General features: G+C 61.8%; 18 protein-coding genes. 9 read left to right on the top strand and 9 right to left on the bottom strand.

The genetic code is table 11. From position 1 onward, the window contains the following. Positions 1–400 (top strand): amidase family protein (locus VF672_RS00850; protein WP_331100400.1); only part of this gene is annotated, 400 nt, incomplete at its 5' end. A 105-nt stretch (positions 401–505) separates the two neighbouring features. Then, complete coding sequence (locus VF672_RS00845; RefSeq protein WP_331100398.1) at positions 506–835, top strand: flavin reductase; 330 nt, start codon at positions 506–508, stop codon at positions 833–835. 175 nt (positions 836–1,010) lie between these two features. Here VF672_RS00845 and VF672_RS00840 read toward each other — a convergent pair whose 3' ends face one another. Continuing rightward, positions 1,011–2,063, bottom strand: a complete 1,053-nt coding sequence (locus tag VF672_RS00840) for a diguanylate cyclase (RefSeq protein WP_331100396.1) — start codon at positions 2,061–2,063, stop codon at positions 1,011–1,013. A 459-nt stretch (positions 2,064–2,522) separates the two neighbouring features. Between VF672_RS00840 and VF672_RS00835 the strand changes: the two genes are divergently transcribed. Further along, entirely contained in the window at positions 2,523–3,509 is a 987-nt protein-coding gene (locus tag VF672_RS00835; RefSeq protein ID WP_331100394.1) for a ribonuclease Z, read from the top strand. Positions 3,510–3,525: 16 nt separating this feature from the next. Here VF672_RS00835 and VF672_RS00830 read toward each other — a convergent pair whose 3' ends face one another. The 4 genes from VF672_RS00830 to VF672_RS00815 form a co-directional block, all read right to left on the bottom strand. Then, a complete protein-coding gene (locus VF672_RS00830) occupies positions 3,526–5,316 on the bottom strand; it encodes a thiamine pyrophosphate-requiring protein (RefSeq protein ID WP_414705550.1) in 1,791 nt (596 codons plus the stop codon). A 151-nt stretch (positions 5,317–5,467) separates the two neighbouring features. Continuing rightward, positions 5,468–6,469 carry a cytochrome d ubiquinol oxidase subunit II gene (cydB, locus tag VF672_RS00825; protein ID WP_331100389.1) on the bottom strand — a complete coding sequence of 334 codons (1,002 nt, stop codon included), beginning with the start codon at positions 6,467–6,469 and terminating at the stop codon, positions 5,468–5,470. Between the two features lie 27 nt (positions 6,470–6,496). Next, the gene (locus VF672_RS00820) at positions 6,497–7,843 is read right to left on the bottom strand and encodes a cytochrome ubiquinol oxidase subunit I (RefSeq protein ID WP_331100387.1); all 1,347 of its coding nucleotides are present in this window, start codon (positions 7,841–7,843) and stop codon (positions 6,497–6,499) included. Positions 7,844–7,990: 147 nt separating this feature from the next. Next, positions 7,991–9,358 (bottom strand): erythromycin esterase family protein, encoded by a 1,368-nt coding sequence (locus tag VF672_RS00815; RefSeq protein WP_331100385.1) that lies wholly within the window; start codon positions 9,356–9,358, stop codon positions 7,991–7,993. A gap of 316 nt (positions 9,359–9,674) precedes the next feature. Between VF672_RS00815 and VF672_RS00810 the strand changes: the two genes are divergently transcribed. From VF672_RS00810 to VF672_RS00800, 3 genes are all read left to right on the top strand, one after another. Further along, positions 9,675–10,193 (top strand): hypothetical protein, encoded by a 519-nt coding sequence (locus tag VF672_RS00810; RefSeq protein WP_331100383.1) that lies wholly within the window; start codon positions 9,675–9,677, stop codon positions 10,191–10,193. Positions 10,194–10,200: 7 nt separating this feature from the next. Beyond that, entirely contained in the window at positions 10,201–10,647 is a 447-nt protein-coding gene (locus tag VF672_RS00805; protein ID WP_331100381.1) for a DUF421 domain-containing protein, read from the top strand. 85 nt (positions 10,648–10,732) lie between these two features. Then, positions 10,733–11,371, top strand: coding sequence for a nucleoside/nucleotide kinase family protein (locus tag VF672_RS00800; protein ID WP_331100379.1), 639 nt, complete (start codon positions 10,733–10,735; stop codon positions 11,369–11,371). Positions 11,372–11,382: 11 nt separating this feature from the next. On the opposite strand, the gene VF672_RS00795 is transcribed toward VF672_RS00800, so the two are convergent. Next, positions 11,383–12,087 carry an HAD family phosphatase gene (locus VF672_RS00795; protein WP_331100376.1) on the bottom strand — a complete coding sequence of 235 codons (705 nt, stop codon included), beginning with the start codon at positions 12,085–12,087 and terminating at the stop codon, positions 11,383–11,385. Next, complete coding sequence (locus VF672_RS00790; protein WP_331100374.1) at positions 12,084–13,316, bottom strand: hypothetical protein; 1,233 nt, start codon at positions 13,314–13,316, stop codon at positions 12,084–12,086. Before VF672_RS00790 ends, VF672_RS00795 begins: the two co-directional genes overlap by 4 nt. A gap of 390 nt (positions 13,317–13,706) precedes the next feature. On the opposite strand from VF672_RS00790, the gene VF672_RS00785 reads away from it, so the two are divergent. Continuing rightward, the gene (locus tag VF672_RS00785) at positions 13,707–16,310 is read left to right on the top strand and encodes a PAS domain-containing protein (RefSeq protein WP_414705549.1); all 2,604 of its coding nucleotides are present in this window, start codon (positions 13,707–13,709) and stop codon (positions 16,308–16,310) included. Between the two features lie 3 nt (positions 16,311–16,313). On the opposite strand, the gene VF672_RS00780 is transcribed toward VF672_RS00785, so the two are convergent. Together VF672_RS00780 and VF672_RS00775 are read right to left on the bottom strand one after the other, a co-directional pair. After that, positions 16,314–17,366 (bottom strand): GGDEF domain-containing protein, encoded by a 1,053-nt coding sequence (locus VF672_RS00780; RefSeq protein ID WP_331100372.1) that lies wholly within the window; start codon positions 17,364–17,366, stop codon positions 16,314–16,316. 190 nt (positions 17,367–17,556) lie between these two features. After that, on the bottom strand, positions 17,557–17,856 hold the full coding sequence (locus tag VF672_RS00775) for an ArsR/SmtB family transcription factor (RefSeq protein WP_331100404.1): 300 nt from the start codon (positions 17,854–17,856) through the stop codon (positions 17,557–17,559). An 84-nt stretch (positions 17,857–17,940) separates the two neighbouring features. Here VF672_RS00775 and VF672_RS00770 point away from each other — a divergent pair, with 84 nt between their 5' ends. Together VF672_RS00770 and VF672_RS00765 are read left to right on the top strand one after the other, a co-directional pair. After that, the gene (locus VF672_RS00770) at positions 17,941–19,032 is read left to right on the top strand and encodes an NADH:flavin oxidoreductase/NADH oxidase (protein ID WP_331100370.1); all 1,092 of its coding nucleotides are present in this window, start codon (positions 17,941–17,943) and stop codon (positions 19,030–19,032) included. 114 nt (positions 19,033–19,146) lie between these two features. Next, complete coding sequence (locus VF672_RS00765) at positions 19,147–20,025, top strand: LysR family transcriptional regulator (RefSeq protein ID WP_331100368.1); 879 nt, start codon at positions 19,147–19,149, stop codon at positions 20,023–20,025. The last annotated feature ends 8 nt before the right edge of the window (positions 20,026–20,033 follow it).

Here is a 20,033-nt window from a genome sequence, read left to right as displayed (position 1 = left end):
ATTGAGCGCGACTGAGCTGCTGGGCGCGATGCACCAGCGCAATATCGTCACTCGGAACGTAGGTCAGTTGTTCAGCGACTACGACGTGCTGCTGACACCCACTTTGCCAGCGCTTCCACCTGGCCTCGGCCAGTACAACGCAGGCCAGGAGACACTTGATGGCCGGGCCTGGATGAACCGCGTGTTCGACCACTCCCCTTTCACTGCCCTGTTCAACGTCAGCGGATGCCCTGCCATGTCCATGCCGCTGGACCAGGATCCGGCAACGGGCCTGCCCATCGGCATGCAGTTTGGCGCCGGGTACGGCCGTGAAGATTTACTGCTTCAACTGGCAGCGCAACTGGAGCGCACGCTGCCCTGGAAAGCACGACGTCCTGCGACCTGGGCAGGGAGCCACTGACAGCCGTCGCTGACCGGCCAATACGCCTGAACAGCCGGGCCCTGCGGGCCGTGCAGGCTTTACAGCGTCGGCGGTGAGCAGTGTCACCGACGAGCCCCCAATCTGTTGGTTTGCCTGAACCGAAGCGCGTCCGTCTATGAAACGTTCAAAGGCAACCAGGTGCTGTGCGTGAACGTACTCGGTCCCGGACACCAAAACCTCTCTGACCTGTTCGGCGGCAAGACGCCCATGAATGAACGCTTTGCCGCAGGAAACGGGTTGCAGGGACAAACGGGGTCTCCCGCGCTGGACGAAGCGATCGTGTCGTTCGATTGCCGGTTGGGCCAAATTACCGAAGTCGATACTTACGACATCCTGATTTGCCAAGTGATCGCGATCACCGTCAGCCAACACGCGCGGAGCCTGATCTACTTTGATGCCAATACCACGAGCTGAATGTCGAAAATTGAATACCGTTGACGGCGCAGAATCGCTACGGGCCAGCACCAATGCGTCTCCTCAAGTCCGGGGGCGCCTATCAAAAAGCCCAGGAGGGCGATCAAACCGAAGCCAGCGCGCCGGGGCCTCCGTTTGGCGTGACAGAGACAGCGGATGGCAGCCCGATCGCCCGTTAGCCTCGAGCCACGACTTCTTCTGGTGCGCTGATCACCAGTCGGTTGCGTCCCTGGCGTTTGGCGTCGTACAGAGCAGCATCCGCCGCTACGAGCCAGTCCTGGGGCTCACCCATCGGCCGGGACAGTTGCGCGGCCCCGATACTCAGCGAAACCCTTGGCAGATCGCTCTGCGCAGTGAACACGTCAGTGATGCTTTGCTTGAGCCGCAAGAGCATTACCTCGGCCTGCGAGGCTGTTGCATTTCTGAGCACCAGACCAAATTCATCTCCGCCCAGACGACCGGCTACATCGATCGACCGACTCGACTCGCGCAATGTGGCCGTGAGGAGGCGAATGACCTCGTCCCCTACCGGGTGGCCATGGGTGTCGTTGATCGCCTTGAAGTGATCGATGTCGATCAAAGCAAGCGTGCTCGGCAGCTCGCGATGACGAGCCGCCATGAATTCTTCATTCAGGACGGTCTTCCAGGCTCCTTGATTGAGCAGACCTGTCAGGCTGTCGAACCGGCTCGCTTCCTTGAATTGCCTTTTATGCTCTGCAAGCTTTGCGGCTAGCTTATAAGCCGCCCAAGCCACTGCGATGGGATAGACGGCGAGCATCGGCAGGCAGGCATAGACTTGGTCGTGATGGGTTTCAGGGAGAAACGAGGAGCCGAGAAAAGCGCTGGCCACAACGCAGATGGAAGCCATCATCGGCAGGCTTGCGATGAGTAGCCGCGGCCCGCCGACGGCGATGCAGTTCATGCAGAACATGGACACCAGCAAGGTGCAAGGAAGGGCATTGAACTGCATGGCCGCGACCCACAGCCCTCCGAATGCCGACTCCACAATCATGTTGCGACATTCGACCAGGTAAGGCACAGGCACCTTGCGGGCAAGCATGTACGCGACGTGTGGCCAAATGAAGCCGTGAAACACCAGCAATATCCAGACCCAGGCGGGCATGGCGGAGTCATTGAGGACGACGGATACGGCCCAGAACCCGGCCGCAGACCCCAAGAGCCGGGGGAGGTAAATACGTTTTGCGAAAGAGCCTGGCTTGGAGGTCATAAAGTGCCTGGGACTGAAACGGCGAAAGCGTGAAGGACACAAAGTTGGATGTCCCAGAGTGAAGCAAGCTGCTCGGCGACAAGTTCGCGCAGAAATGTGCAGCGACTCGACCGCATCACGTTTTAGGGGCGCTGCCGGTCTCAAGTCAGCTGAGGCTGAATACTCTGATCTCTTATTTGCCTTCGACTAAAGGCATAAGTCGGCGGGATTCGTAAAAGCTTGATAGCACGTCGACGGGGGCCATCGACGTTAGCCCTGCGGACCCTGCCCTGCCACGAGCCATGCGTTTTGAGAAATACCTGCAACACCGATGGAATTGCCCTTCATCGCGGGCGGTCCATTCACCATAAGCCAATGGGCGAACAAGGCCGCCGCGCTGTGCGCTGCAAACGCATCAGGGCAAACGACTGATCGAGGCGGCCTGCTCGTCAACTCCGCATCGCTTTAAAGGGGAAAAATGTGGACGTACTCTTTCTCGGTACCAGCGCTGGCGTACCCACTCGAGTCCGCAATGTCAGCGGCACCGCAGTGATCGAATCCACGGGCAAAAACTGGTGCCTGGTGGATTGTGGCGAGGCGACGCAGCATCGACTGCTGCGCACCTCCCTGTCACTTCATTCGCTGCGCGGGATCTTCATTACCCATGTTCATGGCGATCACTGCTTCGGCCTGCCCGGCCTGTTGACCACGGCCAGCATGTCGGGGCGCACCGAAGCGCTCGATGTGGTCCTGCCGCAGGCGCTGCATGACTGGGTGCTCCAAGGGCTCAGCGTCACCGGGTCACACCTGGGCTTCGAAATTCGCTTGCACGCGGCAGAAACGTTCGATCACTGCGAGGCGGGCCATTTGCGGGTCAGCGCAGTCGCCCTTTCGCACCGTGTGCCCTGCCATGGGTATGTGTTCGACGAAGTCGACCGTGAAGTGCGCCTGGACGTGCAGCGCCTGGAGGATCAAGGCATTCCTCGTGGCGAGCTGTGGGGAGAACTCGCCCGTGGCCACGACGTAGAGCACGAGGGGCGTTTACTGATCGCCAAGGATTACCGGCAAGCCACCCAGCCGACGCGTCGGGTGATCGTGTGCGGCGACAACGACACCCCCGAGTTGCTCGAGGATGTCGCGCGGGATGCTGACGTCCTGGTGCACGAGGCAACGTTCACCGAAGCGCTGGCCAAAGGCCGTGAGAATTACGGCCACAGCACCGCCGCGGCCGTTGCGCGCTTCGCTGAAGAGGCCGGCGTCAGGAATCTGGTGCTGACCCACTTCAGCGCGCGGTACCAGGACAACCCTGACCGCAGCCCCTCAATCGCGGACATCCACGCTGAGGCGCAACAAAGCTTCAACGGCGAGCTGATCCTGGCCAGAGACCTCAGGCGCTATCACCTGGCCCGTGACGGGCGGCTGACCTGGCTGCCCGATTCCGTGCGGACCGCGCTCAACGATGTTTAGGGGGTTCGCCGAGCGTCTACGTCTTGGTGCCACCCGGCAACACAGCGCCCAGAACCTGCTTCGCGGTCTGCACAATCACGTTGGCCTCGTCGGGATCCCCGTGCAGCAGCACTGAGGCGAACTTTTTCGCTTGCGCCAGCTTGATGTGCGGCGGCAGCGGCGGGACGTTAGGGTCGGTCTTGAATTCGATGACCACTGGCCGGTCTGCCGCAAAGGCCTGCTCCCACGCATCGGCGACCTGATCGTCACGATCGACAAAAATACCTTTCAGGCCCAACGACGTCGCGAACAGGTGGTAGAGCACGTCCGGGATGTCTTGCGAGGCCGGGAATTTGGGGTCGCCTTCCATCACCCGTTGCTCCCACGTGACCTGGTTCAGGTCTTCATTGTTGAACACGGCGCAAATCCACTGTGGGCTTTTCCATTGCTTCCAGTACTTGGCGACGGTGATCAGCTCCGCCATGTTGTTCATCTGCATCGCCCCGTCGCCTACCAGCGCGACGACGGGGCGGTCCGGGAAGGCGAATTTCGCCGCTATGGCGTAAGGCACCGCCGCGCCCATGGACGCCAGCCCGCCGGAGAGCGAGCACTTCATGCCGGGACGAATCATCAAATCGCGGGCAAACCAGTTGGCGCACGAACCGGAGTCACTGGTAATAATCGAATGGTCCGGAAGACGCGGCGACAGCTCGTACACCACCCGTTGCGGGTTGATCGGGTTCGCCTCGATCAGCGCGCGCTTGGCCAGGGTCTTGTCCCAACTCGCGCGCCATCCTTCGATCGTTTTGCGCCACTTGCCGTGCTTTTTCTGATGCAGCAGCGGCGCCAGTGCCTTCAGGGTTTCGGCCGCATCGCCCAGCAGGTTGACCTCCATGGGGTAACGCAGGCTCAGCATGTCAGGCTGCAAATCGATCTGCACGCCGCGCGCCTGCCCTTCTTTGGGCAGGAATTCGGAATAAGGGAAGCCGGAGCCAATCATCAGCAAGGTGTCGCATTCGGTCATGAGCTTGTAGCTGGGTTCCGTACCGAGCAGGCCGATGCTGCCGGTCACCCAAGGCAGATCGTCGGGCAACACCGCTTTGCCCAGCAATGCTTTCGCGACACCGGCGCCGAGCGTTTGCGCGATGTCGAAGACCTGATCCGTCGCCCCAAGGGCGCCCGCGCCGACCAGAATCGCAACCTTTTCGCCCGCATTGAGCACATCCGCGGCACGCTGCAGATCGTGCTCGTAAGGCACCACTTTCGGTTTGCTGTAGCCCACCCCGGAATACACCGAACCGTGAACCCGGGCGGGCTCCTCGTACTCGGCTTCTTGCAGATCGTTGGGCAGGATCAGCGCGGTGACGCGTCGCTCGCCCACTGCGGTCCGAATGGCACGGTCAACCAGATGCCTGACCTGAGCAGGCGCCGAGGCCTGTTGAACAAACGCGCCCGCCACGTCCTTGAACAGCGAGACCAGGTCCAGTTCCTGCTGATAGTGCCCGCCCAGTGCGGTGCGTGCTTGCTGACCGACGATTGCCAGCACCGGCATGTGGTCGAGCCGTGCGTCGTAGAGCCCGGTGATCAGATGCGATGCGCCCGGGCCTGAAGTCGCGATGCACACACCCAGCTCGCCGGTGAACTTGGCGTGCGCCGAGGCCATGAAGGCGGCCATTTCTTCATGCCGGGCCTGCACGAATTCAATCTTTCCCTGCGCACGGTTCATTGCCCCGAACACCCCGTTGATGCCATCACCCGGGTAGCCGTAAATGCGGGTTACGCCCCACTCGCTCAAGCGTTGAACCAGAAAAACCCCCACTGTCATCATCACCGTCTCCTCACATCGAGTGATTGCGCCATGCACCTTCAAGGCAGGTTTCGAAAATCGTGCGCAGTAGTTTCTGGACCTTTGGGTAACGGCGGAAGTTTCGGCTATTCGAGGTGCTGCCGCGCTGTCTCGATGCCGCAAGCGGCTGACATCAAAGCGGGTCGGCTTTGACCTTGCCCCGGAACACCCAGAAGCCATAGGTGTTGTAGGCCAGCGTCGCGGGCACCAGCACGGCGAAGCCCGACAGCATGAAAACCTGGCTCAGCGGGGGCGACGCAGCCTCCTGGACTGTCAGCGAAGCGGGCACAATCAGCGGGTACATGGCCAGAATCGCAGTGACGAACGCCACCACGAACCAGCCAAGCGCGGCAAACAGCGGCAGAAATTCATGTCGGCTGAAAAACGCCCGGCGAAAGCCAACGAGCAAAAGGCCTTGAACGGTCAGCAGCGGCAAGGCGTAGCGCACGTCGGTGAGACGCACGCGATAGGCCGGGTCCAGCGCGCACGTCCAGATGACGATGGCGAACAGGCTCACCAGCATGAGCCAGCCCAGCCATCGGGCTTGACCTCTGGCGGCTTTTTGCAGCGGACCCTCGGTGCGCCACACCAGCCAACAACTGCCAAGCAACGCATAACCGCACACCATCACCAGCCCGCACGCCAGGGGAAACGGGCTCAACCATTCCCAGCCGTTTCCGGTGAACCTGCCCTCGTCATTTTTGATGCCCTGCAACACCGAGCCCATGATCAGTCCCTGGCACAGCGTCGCCATCAACGAGCCGGCCATCAGCGTCCTGTCCAGCCAGCGTTTCATGGACAACGACGCATCGGCACGAAACTCCAGCGCGACCGCGCGAAACACCAGCGACAGCAGCAGGCTGAACACCGGGATATATAGCGCAGAGAAGATGAGGCTGTACGCGACCGGAAACAACGCCAGCAGCCCGCCACCGCCAAGTACCAGCCACGTCTCGTTGCCATCCCAGATGGGCAGGATGGAGTTGGCCATTATTTGCCGCTCCCGGGGGCATTTGCGGGTCGCAAACAGCATGCCGACGCCCAGGTCGGTGCCATCGAGCACGACATAGGTAATCAGGGTGAACGCAATGGCGGCAGCCGCCATATCGGGCAAAAGTGCCTCAGCGATAAACATGACGGAGTGCTCCCCTCGCCCGGCGCATCATCGTACCGCCTGCGCGGCGTGGGCGGGCAGACGCGTGACGGCCCGCAACAGGTAAAACAGCCCCAGGCCGAACACCAGCAGGTAAACCGACAGAATCGCGAGCGTTGTGCCCAGCACGAAAGACAGCGGTTGCCCTGAATGACTGTGCACGGTGCGCATCAACCCATAGACCGTGAAAGGCTGACGCCCGACCTCGGTCACCACCCAGCCGCAAAGCATCGCGACGAAACCGGCCGGCGCCATGACGACCGTCCAGCGCAGCAGCCATCGGCGCCGGTAGAGCGAACCCCGCCAGCGAAAGAAAACCCCGGCAATACCGGTCGCCACGATCAGCATCCCCATGCCGACCATTACCCGAAAGGCATAGAACACCACCGGAACCGGCGGAATATCCTGCGGTGGGAATTCATTCAGGCTTTTGATCGTACCGGTCAGGTCGTGTCGCAAATACAATGACCCCAGGTGCGGTATCGCCCACTCGAAATGGTTGCGCCGCTGCTCGGTGTCCGGCACCGCAAACAGCCTCAGCGGCTCGCCCTGTCCGGCTTCGGGCCGGTCCCAGGAACCCTCCATGGCCGCGAGCTTCTGCGGTTGATACTCGCGCGTGTTGTCGCCGTGCAGATCCCCCGCCACTATCTGCAACGGTCCCACCAGCGCCGCCATCCACAGCGCCATCGACAGCATGAGCCGGCCATGGGCACTGTCACGGTCGCGCAGCACGTGCCAGGCACCCGCGCCGCCCACCAGCATGGCCGTGCCGAGGAAGGCCGCCAGGCTCATATGGACCATGCGATACGGGAACGACGGGTTGAAGATGATTTGCATCCAGTCGGTGGGGACGAACCGTCCACCGGGGTCGATGCTGAACCCTGCCGGGGTATGCATCCACGAGTTGGCGGACAATATCCAGAAGGCGCTGAACAGGGAGCCGACGGCGACCGCGCAGGTCGAGAAAAAATGCAGGCCTGGCCCGACTTTCTCCCGACCGAACAGCATGATGCCAATGAAGCCTGCCTCCAGGAAAAAGGCCACCATGACTTCGTAGAACATCAATGGCCCGAGAATGGCGCCGGCGCGCCTGGACAGCTCGCTCCAGTTGGTACCGAACTCGAATTCCATCACCAGGCCGGACGCCGTCCCCACCGCGACGGTCAGTGCGAAGACTTTTAGCCAGAATTGATACAGGTCCATGTAGACCTGACGGCGACGCCACAGCCATAAGCCTTCCAGGACCATCAAGTAATTGGCCAGCCCGATGGAAAAGGCAGCCAGCACGATATGAAAACTGATCGTGATCGCGAATTGGTATCTGGCCAGCAGCACGGCCGATTCCATCGATTGCATACAAACTCCTGAGCAGCGTCGGGGCGACGTGAGCCGACAGGCCTGTGGTAGCTAATCGACGCTGTGTGGCGATATTCGTTCCTGCGGCTGCCGTTTCGCTGCTTCAGCGCGGCCTGCTGTAAGGAAGCCAGGCCTTGCCCACCCGTCTCACAAGCCCCGAGGGAAGGTGTCGTCCTCATGACTGGGTCCTGGCGGTGTGGACGTCGCCAACGGCGTCACCGCCACGGTCTGTTCGATCCAGACCAGCGCGTCAAACTGCTCGGCCAGCACCGCCTCGAAGTAATGGCTCCAGCGCTCGGTTTCGGGGCGATAGATCACGCCGATGGCCCGCTCCAGCAACGTTTCGGACAATGCCTCACGCAATGTATGGCGGTCGCTGGCTCGCCAGTCGGTCAGCGACGCGGGCACACCGGCCTGCAAGAACTGGTATTCCCAGCTATCGGTACGGGATGGGAGCACGGTCTTGATGCGCACTTCGCCGTCCCAATCATCCGCCGCCGCGACCTGGCCCGTGTGGGTCGCCATGCCGATCAGTACGGCGTCCCGCCCATAGGCGGTGCGGCACAGCTCGCCGATATTAAACTCGCCATTCCAGCCCATGGCGGTGGCGGCCGCGTTGCCGATGTGCGAGTTGTGCGCCCAGACCACCGCCTTGGCACCTGCGCCACGGTGTTCAAGCAACGCCTGCAAGGTGTCGAACATATGCCGGTCGCGCAGGTTCCACGAGGCCGAACCCCCGCGGTACATGGCGCGGTAATACTGTTCAGCCGAACGTACCACCCGGGCGTTCTGCGTGGCGTTGAAAAACGCATCGTTATGGAGGGCAAAGGTCAGCATTCGCTGACTGAGCAGCGTATTGAGCTGTTCGACCACGGCCTTTTCGCACGGCGTCTGGCGTTGCCGCTCCACGAAGTGCCCGTATGCGGCAGGGTCGTCCTGCCATGGCATGAGGCATCCATAATGCCGCCTCGCCTCGACGGCCAACGCAGGGTCGGTACGGTCCAGGTAGCCGAGGACCTCGCCAATCGAGCTGCGCAGGCTGTAGATATCGAGCCCGCGGAACTCAATCCTCTCGGCAGGTTCCAGCTTACGGTTGTAAGCGGTTAGCCAGTCGGTGAACCCGGCCACGTCCGTGTTGCGCCACATCCAGGTCGGAAAGCGCGTGAACGGTTCATCCTGCGGGTTGTGGGGCGTCAACTCGCGCACGACCCGATCGATGTGCCCTGCGTCCGGCCAGTCCGCCTCCACCGCCACGATGTTAAAGCCATGCTGCTCTATTAACCGGCGGGTGATGGCGGCGCGGGTCCGGTAAAAATCGCTCGTGCCATGGCTCGCCTCGCCGATGAGCACGACCCGGGCGTCGCCATAACGGTCAAACAGCTCGCCGAATGCGGGCGAATCCCAAGCTGGCAGCGGCTCGGCATACTGGCGCAGCAGCTCGGACACATCGCCGGTCGACGCGTCGCCGCCCTGCCCCGTCGCGCTCTGCGCACGATGCTTTTTTGAAGACGTCATGGTGAATCCTCCCCGATTGGTCATGGATAACGGGAGGACATCCCGGGGCGGGCGAGTGTTCAAGGGGCGCGACAGAAGAGCCGCGTGCCTTTATGAACGAAGCGTTCAGTGCTCCGTCTGTCGAGGGGTTGGAACAACGGCGCAAACCTTTCGCGTTCACGCTTTATCTACCGCTCATCTCTGGACAAGACGACGAGACGAGCAATGAAGTCGGTCGTATTTTGCGGTCAAGCCGGGCCGGTCCCGCAAAAAGATGACGCGCGATGAATGAGAGCTGAGCGGTCTGTGTATCCCGGTCCCAAGGAGGTTAACGCTGATGAACGACAATCCAGCGCAGCCTGAGGCGCGCAGTCGCGAATACCCGATTCGCGAGGACATGGCCTACCAGCAGAAGGTGTGGCGGTTTGAACGCTACGGTTGGTACGGTCTTGTGCTGTTGATCTTGCTTGCCCTGGCGGGGCTGTTTTCCGGCGGAATACTCAGCGCCAAAGATGTCCGCAGTCAGGCTGGCGAGGTCAGGGTCGAATACCAAATGTTCCACCGTAATGGCTCCACAGAACCGATGAAAATCACGGTGAAAGGCGCTCCGGACTCCACGGTTGAGGTGGGACTGGAAGGCGAGCTGCTGGAGGGTTTCACCGTCGAGACGTTGCTTCCCGAGGCCGTGCGCGCGAGGGGCGATTCGCAAGGTATCCGGCTGTGGGTCAGGACCGACGCCCAGGGTCAGGCGAGCCTCTACCTCTCGCTACGGAGCAATGGCGTGGGGCTTTTCCGCAGCCGTATCGCGACCGCCTCAAGCCGCGGCCTGGCGCTCGATCAATTCATTTTCCCGTAGGTGCCCTATGGATTCGGTATTGCGCGCAGCGGCGATGTATGTGGCGCTCATGGTGCTGATCAAGATCGCCGGCCGGCGTTCGCTGGCGGAACTGACGACCTTTGATTTCGTGCTTTTGATGATCATTGGTGAAGCCACCCAACAAGCGCTGTTGGGAGATGACTTTTCATTGACCAATTCAGTGCTGGTGATCGTGACCCTGATCGCCCTGGACGTTGGCCTTTCGATGGCCAAACAACGGTCGAGGTGGATGTCCCGGCTCATTGACGGGGAGCCGACGATCATCGTCGAGAACGGCCAATTGCTGCATTGGCGGTTGCGTCGAGCACGTTTGGTCGAGGCAGACGTTATGGAGGCCGCGCGCTCCGCTCAGGGGATCGAAACGCTGGATGAAATCAAGTACGCGATCCTGGAGCGCAACGGCAAGATCTCCATCATTCGAAGGGAGCAGTGAGCAGTGAGCATTGCTTCCACGGCTGGCCTCGTTCAGCCACGTAATAAATAAGTCGCCAGCCCGGTTCATTTCCTGCGGAGGTCTCATGTCCCCGGAACAGCTTAACCTGCAGCTTCCCCCCCACGTCCTCGAACGGCTTGAAATCTTGATGCAGGGCCGTGAACGCGTGCTTCTGGGCATCGCGGGCACGCCCGGCTCCGGCAAGTCCACGCTGGCCCGCCTGCTGGCGGCGGCGGTGGGCCCGGCCGCCGTCGTGGTGCCGATGGATGGTTATCACTTGGCCAATCAAGAGCTGGCCCGACTCGGCCGGCAGGCGCGAAAAGGCGCGCCTGACACCTTTGATGTGGACGGCTACCGGGCGACCCTGCTGAGGCTCAAGGAGCGTCTGGATGACATCGTCTACGTTCCGCATTTTGCCAGGGAGATAGAGGAACCGATCGCCAACGCTATTGCGGTGGACCGCGAGGTCCGGCTGGTCATCAGCGAAGGCAATTACCTCCTCGTGCCCGAAGGCCCTTGGGCACGGATCGCCGGGCTGTTCGATGACCGCTGGTACGTGGCAGTGAACGGCACTACGCGGATGACGCGCCTGGTGGAGCGTCATCAGCGCTATGGCCGTGGCCTCGCCGAGGCCAGGGCGTGGGCCGAAACGGTGGACGAACCCAATGCCCGGCTCATTGAGCGTTACGCGGGGCGCGCCGACTTTGCCCTGCCCTGGGACTGAGGCCTGCCTCTTCAGCCGCCCACTCGCAGCTTCTGCAACAGAAGCGGCAGGTCGGTCATGTCGGCGAACACCGAACGGGCGCCGGCCGCCAGCAGGCGCTCGGCATGGCCCTCGTCGCAATGACTGCCGCCGACGAAGCCCAGCACGTGCATACCCGCGGCCACCGCAGCCGTCACCCCCGCCACACTGTCCTCCACCACCAGGCAGCGCATCGGGCTGATGCGCAGCCATCCGGCGGCGAAAAGGAACACGTCAGGCCGTGGCTTGCCATGGGCGACCAAAGTGCCGCTAATTACGTTCGGCATGAACCGCTCGTACAAGCCCACGACCTCCAGGCCCAGCCGCAGTTTGTCAGGGAAGCTGCTCGACGCCACGGCGACTGGCACATCAATCTGTTCAAGGGCCTGCATAAGTCCCGGCATGATGCGCAGTTCGGTCGCGTAGGCGTCTACCGTCCGCTCATTGACTCGCTCGCGATAGTCGCCGGGGAGCGGCTGCCCCCAGTCACGCTCGATTTCCGCGCGCATCTCGTGGTCAGGCCGCCCGGCAAAGCGGGCGATGACCTGTTCGGTGGTGATGGCGTAGCCCATTGCGGTGAGCTCCTGGGCGGCAATGCGGCAGACCAGGGTTTCGCTGTCGATCAGGACGCCATCACAGTCAAATATCAGCCCCTCAACAGGGAGCAGCTTGGGCTGCGTTGTCGACATCTGGCTCATGATGCCTCGCTCCGGTTCGAATCCACATACATGCCGTTGGCTTGCAGGCGAAACAGATTGAACAAACTATGGGTGGTCGAAACGGGCGGCGTCCCATGTTTGCGCTCAAAGGCGGTGATAGGACCTTCGATGCGACTCAGGAAGCGGCCGATGAACTGTTCCACCGTGCTGATGGCGTCGGGGGTCGGCGCGCGGAACCGCGCCAGGATGCGCGCGATGGTGTCCTCGTTGGCCTCGAAGCGCGCCAGGATCGCGGTCGCTGCCTTGTGCAGGTAATCCGTGACATTCACGTCATGCACAAACGCCGCATAACGCGGCTCGGCCAGCAACAACGCCTCCACCCCGTCGCGCATTTCGCTGATGACCTCTTCGGCAAACAGGCGATGGTTGGGGTGCTCGGCCAACCAGGCGTTGAGCTTGAGGTTCGCATTGCCCCTGGTTTCCTGAAAGGCGGTCAGCGCGATCAACCAGTGGGAACCATTGAGCAGCCAGCCCTTGATGTCTTTCTCGATCTCCAGGTGGTGACTGAAGGTCGCCCCCGTTCCCTGAAGCAACCTTTCCAGCCCTTCGCTTTCGGGCCCTGCCTTGAGTTTAAGCGCGGCGTACTCTTCGGCCATCACAACCAAGGTTGGTACCCCGTCGACTTCAGCCTCTTCCAGCTCCACACAAACCCGATCCACCAGCGCGTGGACACAATGGGTATGCGCGCGCGTTGTCTCGGTGAGCATTCCGGAAAAGCGGTCATGCTCAAGCACCTCGGCGGCACTGACGGTATTTTCGCAAGCGATCAGGTACAGGTCGCCCACCCTATCATCCGCCGCAGCCTTGGCTTCACTCAGGGTGTTCAAGGCCTGAACCACGGGCTCGTAATGCTCCGCGGTCAAGACCGAAGCCGTTACCACCACCCCCTCTTTGGCGCGAGGGCTCTGCTCCAGGATGTGTCTGACGATCTGCGGTACGTCCTCCCTGTGCGCGTAGGTGAAGAATCCGTCATACGTCACCCGTTCACGGACCTGGCCGTCGCCGCCCGGTGTTTTCAAGACGTATGTTTTGCGGGGATGATCCTGCAGCAACGCATTGCGCCGCGCCGGATCCACGGAAGTGCCACCGGTGACGTTGCCGGCGGAAACTGCGCGATTGAGAATGAACAGCGAAGCGCCTTCGCTCCGCAGGATGGGCGCCACCAGGCCCAGACCAAGGCGACCCGCCCCGAAATGAATGTGCAGCATAGGGGTACCTCGCCCTTGACGTTGAATACTCGGTATTGCCCCCGTGCAAAGATGCAGAAGGCACGAGTAATGGGCATTTGGGCGAGGACGGCGGTTCATTGGGGTAATTTATCCGCACGACGACTGGCGCTGCGTTTGAACGCGCGGTCAGGGCGTTCAGGCATGAGTCGGGTGGCGCTTTTGGCCTGCCGGGCCGGTCTGATGCGCCGCTTGGGCGGAACCTTTGCGTTCGTCCCCCAGTCCTCATGTAAGCCCAAATTGCATTCTGCCAGCATGAAGCGTAAAACGCTGGCCGCCGACTTAATGGAATCAGACGGCCGGGCACGGTTCTCGCCCGGCGCAGGGTACTGACGGCCTCAGCCCATCTTCGCTACATTCACAGGTGAAACCTTGAAGCATTTGTCCCGGGAAGCACTTGAGGCCGAAGTGATGCAGTTGCGCTCAGCGCTGCAGCAGAGTGAAGCCAGACGGCTCGACATATTCGGCACTTGCGCATCCCCGGAATTCCCCGTCGACGCTGAAATTGACCAGTGCGATCACAGCCCGGGAAAGCTTGCCGAGAAGGTGTTCGATGACGCCCAAACCCGCTACCGGCTGGCGGTAAAAGCCACCAACGATACCGTCTGGGACTGGGACCTGAAACATAACCACGTATTGTGGAATGAAGCGCTGGAGCGTGTTTACGGCCATCCCCTTGCCTGCGTCGACATGACCGGTGAGTGGTGGATTGCGCAAATCCACCCCGAGGACAGGCGCCGTATCCTCACTTCCATCCATCACGTCATAGACGGCACGCAGACCGGCTGGAGCGATGAATACCGGTTTCGCCGGGGGGACGGTACTTACGCTCAGGTCCTTGACCGTGGGCACGTGATCCGTGACGTAGACGGCGTGGCCTTGCGGATGATCGGCGCGATGCTCGACCTCACGCCCATTCGCGACACTGAAGCAGCGCTTCGTCAAAGCGAAGAACGCTTCAGAACCATCCTGGAAACCGTGGAAGCCGCGTTCGCGATCGTCCAGGTCAAGTTCGATTCAAACGACAACCCGGTCGATTATCGGTTTGTCGAAGCGAACCCTGCTTTCGAGCGCGAATCCGGCGTCAACCTGCGCGGCAAATGGGTGACCGAGTTTGCCCCTGATCTTGAGCAGTTCTGGTTCGACACGTACGGCCGCGTTGCCAGGACGCGGGTGCCGGCCAGCTTTGAAAGTTACGCCAAAGCGTTTAAGCGCTGGTTCGATGTGCGTGCTGTCCCGGTGGGTGATCCCGCCGAATGTCAGATTGCGATCATTTTCAACGACGTGACCGACCGGCGAGATGCCGAAGAGCGCCTGCGCCAGAGCGAGGCGATCGCCCGTGCCAACGTCGAGCGCGTGCAACTGGCGCTCGAAGCGGGGGCCATTTTTGGCACGTGGCACTGGGACCTGCCCAGCGACAGCTTTACGGTGGACGAAGCCTTCGCCCGTGCATTTGGGCTCGACCCGGTGCTGGGGCATGAAGGCCTTAGCCTGGAACAGGTGATCGCCACCGTTCACCCGGAAGACCGTATAGGGCTGATGAAGGCGATCGACGAAGTGATCGGTCGCGGCGGTGCCTACGCCCATCAATACCGGGTCCGTCGGGCTGACGGCAAATACTACTGGATTGAGGCAAACGGCCGCGTTGACGTGAGCGAGGAAGGCATTCCCCTCAGTTTTCCGGGCGTGCTGATCGACGTTGAAGAACGCCGCTCGGTCGAAGCCCAACGGGACTTGGCCACCGCTGCGTTGCGCGCGCTCAACGAAACCCTGGAGCAGCGTGTGGCCGAGCGCACCGCTGCGTTAATGCAGACCGAAGAAAAACTGCGCCAGTCGCAGAAGATGGAAGCGGTCGGTCAACTCACCGGAGGGCTTGCCCATGACTTCAATAATCTGCTGGCAGGTATCTCCGGGTCACTGGAGCTGCTCGGTTCGCGCATGGCCCAGGGTCGCCTGACGGAGGTCGACCGTTACCTGGTGACGGCGCAGGGCGCGACCAAGCGTGCCGCCGCCCTCACCCACCGCCTGCTGGCGTTCTCCCGACGGCAGACCCTTGATCCCCGGCCCACCGAAGTCAACGCACTGGTGGAGGGAATGACCGAGCTGATCCAGCGGACCGTGGGGCCGAGCATTCGGGTGCTGACTGTCAGCTCGCCTGATCGCTGCATCGCACTGGTCGATGCAAGCCAGCTTGAGAACGCGCTGCTCAATCTTTGCATCAATTCCCGGGACGCCATGCAGGACGGCGGTTGCATCACCATTGAGACCAGTCATCTGCTCGTGGAAGCGGCAGACGCTGCGCTGCTGGACGTCACAGAGGGCGAATACCTGATGCTCAGCGTGACCGACACCGGCACCGGCATGCCGGCGAGCGTTATCGCGAAAGCATTCGACCCCTTCTTCACGACCAAGCCGATCGGCCAGGGTACTGGCCTAGGGTTGTCGATGATTTACGGCTTCGCGATACAATCCGGCGGCCAGGTGCGCATCGCCTCCACGGTTGGACAGGGCTCGACCTTGAGCATGTACCTGCCCCGGCATCAGGGGGCTGCAAGCTTCAACGAAGCAACTGAAACCGCCGCCACCGCTGCGCACGAAAGCGTGGGTGAAACCATTCTGGTTGTCGACGATGAACCCACGGTGCGTGAACTGGTGACCGAGGTGCTCAGGGATCTGGGCTACACAGTGATCGAGGCGGCGGACAGTGCCAGCGGACTGAATCTGCTGCGCTCCAACATGCAGATCGACATGCTGGTCAGCGATGTCGGATTGCCGGGCGGCATGAACGGACGCCAGATGGCGGACGCCGCGCGTGTCTTTCGGCCGGGACTGAAGACACTGTTCATCACCGGTTACGCGGAAAGCGCGGCCATCGGTGCGGGTCAACTGGAGCCCGGCATGCATGTGCTGACCAAGCCCTTTGCCATTGAAACACTGGCAGCTCGCGTACGGGAGCTGATCAGCGCGTCGGTCTGACGCTTACTGCGCCAGCATCACCCGATTACGCCCTTCCTGCTTGCCTTCATACAAGCGCTGATCGGCCCGGTTCAGCGCATCCCGGAACGTTTCACCGTCCTTGAGGATGGCCACTGCGAGGGTCGCCGTCAGGGTCACGCTGACCTGCCGTGTAAGGCCGGCCTGCTCGCGCAGGTGGGTCAATATGCGCTCGGCAATCACCCGGGCGTCGTCAAAAGGGGTGTTGGGCATCAAGACCAGAAACTCCTCGCCGCCCCAACGCGCCGCGATGTCGGTGGTGCGCACGCAGCTGGCAATGACCTCAGCCACCTGTTGCAGCACCACGTCACCCGTGTCGTGACCGTACTGGTCGTTGATCTGTTTGAAGTGGTCGATGTCGATCAGGACCATCGCCGTAGGGAGCTCCCGGCGGCCCCCGCCCAGCTGACGCAAGCGCTGCAGTACGCGCCGGCGGGTATAGAGATTGGTCAGGCTGTCGCGGTGCGCCGAGTGATAAAGGTTCATGTGCATCGACAGGTTGAACCGCACCGACAGGGCCGTGGCGTGCAGCAGCAACGCCGCCGCAGTCAGGGCATTGACCGCGCCGAACACGTCTTGAGCCTGTTCGCTGATGCTGGCCAGCGGCACTCTGTTGCGCAGCAGGTACCCGCCCACCGTGACAATGAGCACGGCAGCGCTCAGACAGCGCCGGCGTACCGGCGATGAATGAAAGCCGAAGGCGATGATCGGCACGATGCAGAACACGTAAAAGTGAAAGTTGCTGTCCCAGCCCAGCACCCAGGTGGCAATGGCGGCGTGGGCAATGATTTCGATGCAGATGAGCATGCCGGCGCACCGGTACAAGCGGTGTTTGATCGCCAGCAGACAGGCGATGTAGGCCATGACGCTGAGCGCATTGGTCATCCACATCATGGGCAATTCCACGATCAGGAACAGACCGAGCAGCAGCACATGGATCGCGAACGCGATCTGCACAATCGGGGTGATGTGTTTCCAGTATTCAACGGTGGCTTCGCGGGTGACCTGGCTTCGGTCATCGGCGGTAAGGCTGTTCATCTGGGTGTCTCTGGAGAATGAATACGGTGGATCGATAGTAGCTAAAATCGGCGCTGTCCAAGCGTCAGGCTTGCCCCGCAAAACGAAATGGCCCGATCTTGCGATCGGGCCATTTTTCTGGACGGGAGCTTTGGGTTGAAATCTCTGCAGCGTCGTTCGGCTGCACGCCGTACATCTGAAACCGCCCCGCTCAGTCCTGCGCCAGAACGCTGCGCAGCAAGCCCGGAAAGCGAATCTCCAGCTCATCGGTACGCAGCGAGTTCATGTGCGTGGTGCCGATGTTGCGCGTATGCACCAGGCCCGCGTCGCGCAGCACCCGGAAGTGATGGGACATGCTGGACTTGGGCCGCCCGCCGTCGAGCTCGCCACAGGTCGCTTCACCCACCGAAGAGAGGCAGCGAACGATTTCAAGCCGCACGGGGTCACTTAAAGCGTAAAGCAAACGCTCAAGTGTGAGTTCGGTAGGTAACGGATGTTTGAAGGCGCGCATGCCGCCATCATAGCGAGGGGTTTCATCCTTGGCCATATTTCGAATACTATCGAACAAGCGAATTCAATCATCAGGAGTATTTACATGTCTGCATTGTTCGAACCCTTCACGTTGAAGGACGTGACCCTGCGCAATCGCATCGCCATTCCTCCGATGTGTCAGTACGTGGCAGACGACGGCGTCATCAACGACTGGCACCACGTTCACTTGGCGAGCATGGCACGCGGCGGTGCCGGCCTGGTGGTCGTTGAAGCCACTGCCGTATCCCCTGAAGGCCGCATCACCCCGGGCTGCGCGGGTATCTGGAGCGATGCACACGCCCAGGCGTTCATCCCTGCGGTGCAAGCGATCAAGGCAGCCGGCTCGATCCCGGGTATCCAGATCGCCCACGCCGGTCGCAAGGCCAGCGCCAACCGTCCCTGGGAAGGCGATGACCACATGGCCGCCGACGACGCCCGCGGCTGGCAGACGATTGCGCCCTCGCCTATCGCGTTCGGCGCCAACCTGCCAAAAGTCCCTCAGGAAATGACCCTGGACGACATCGCCCGGGTCAAACAGGACTTCGTCGACGCCGCCCGCCGCGCCCGTGAAGTCGGCTTCGAGTGGATCGAGCTGCACTTCGCCCACGGCTACCTGGGCCAGAGCTTCTTCTCTGAACACTCCAACCAGCGCACCGATGCCTACGGCGGCAGCTTTGACAACCGCAGCCGCTTCCTGCTGGAAACCCTCGCGGCCGTGCGTGAGGTCTGGCCGGAAAACCTGCCGCTGACCGCGCGCTTCGGTGTGATCGAGTACGACGGCCGTGATGAGCAGACCCTGACCGAGTCCATCGAACTGGCGCGCCGCTTCAAGGCGGGCGGGCTTGATCTGCTGAGCGTCAGCGTCGGCTTCACCATTCCAGAGACCAACATCCCGTGGGGCCCGGCCTTCATGGGCCCGATTGCCGAGCGCGTGCGCCGCGAAGCCGACATTGCCGTGACGTCGGCATGGGGCTTTGGCGATCCGAAGCTGGCGCAGGCTGCTGTGCAGAACGGTCAGCTGGACCTCGTTTCAATTGGCCGCGCGCACTTGGCTGACCCGCACTGGGCGTATTTCGCCGCCAAAGAGCTGGGCGTCGACAAAGCGTCGTGGACCCTGCCTGCGCCGTACGCGCACTGGCTTGAACGCTACCGTTAACGGTTATGCGAATAAAAATGCCGCCCATTGAGGCGGCATTTTTATTTGTCGGCGGCTCTGGGTAATATCCGCTGCCGACCCGCACTTATGCGCAATCCCCTCCAGGACCTGACGATGATCAGAGAGTTGAAAACCTTCGTCTGCGTCGCGCGGCGGGGCACCTTTGCCGCGGCGGGACGTGAAGTCGGGCTGACGCAATCGGCGGTCAGCGCACAGATCAAAAACCTTGAGGACACGCTGGGCGTCACCCTCTTCGACCGCACCGGCCGCGCCGCCACCCTCAACGCCGCCGGGCAGCGCGCTGTGGCACTGGCCGAAGAAATGCTGCAATTGTTCGGGCGCATGGGCAGCCCCGACAGCGCCAATGATTTCCGCGGCGCGCTGCGCATCGGCGCCATCAGCACCGCGCAGACCGGTCTGTTGCCCCAGGCCCTGGTGGCGCTGCGCAGCAAGGCGCCTTTTATCGAAGTCAGCCTGGTCCCCGGGGTTTCGCTGAACCTGCTCAGCCAGGTGGATGCCGGCGAGCTCGACCTGGCGATCATGATCAAGCCGCCGTTCGCCCTGCCCAAGGAACTCCACGCCGAGGTCATCGCCAGGGAGCCGTTCGTGTTGATAACGCCCTCGGACCTGCAAGGCGACGACCCTCGGCAGATCCTCAGCGACCATCCTTTCATTCGCTACGATCAACGTTCGTTCGGCGGTCGCCGGGTCACCCGGTTCCTGCGCGAGCGCAAGCTGGAGGTGAAGCAAACCCTGGAGCTGGACGAGCTGGATGCCATCGTCAAGATGGTTCGGGCCGGGCTTGGCGTGTCGCTGGTGCCGATGGCCGGCTTATGGCTGGAGCATGCCGAGGACGTGCGGATCATCGCGCTGGGCGAGATGACTTTCTTCCGCGAGATTGTGCTGGTGACCAAGTACCTGCAGCGGCATACGCCGCTGCTGGACCTGTTTCGCCGCTGCTTGATCGAAACATTGGAACACCCGGCGCGCTGACCGCGGAT

Origin of the sequence: Pseudomonas sp. (genome assembly GCF_036387035.1) — a bacterium.
GTDB lineage: Bacteria > Pseudomonadota > Gammaproteobacteria > Pseudomonadales > Pseudomonadaceae > Aquipseudomonas.
The sequence above is the reverse complement of the archived record's forward strand: the minus strand, read 5'-3'. Positions and strand labels throughout refer to the sequence as shown.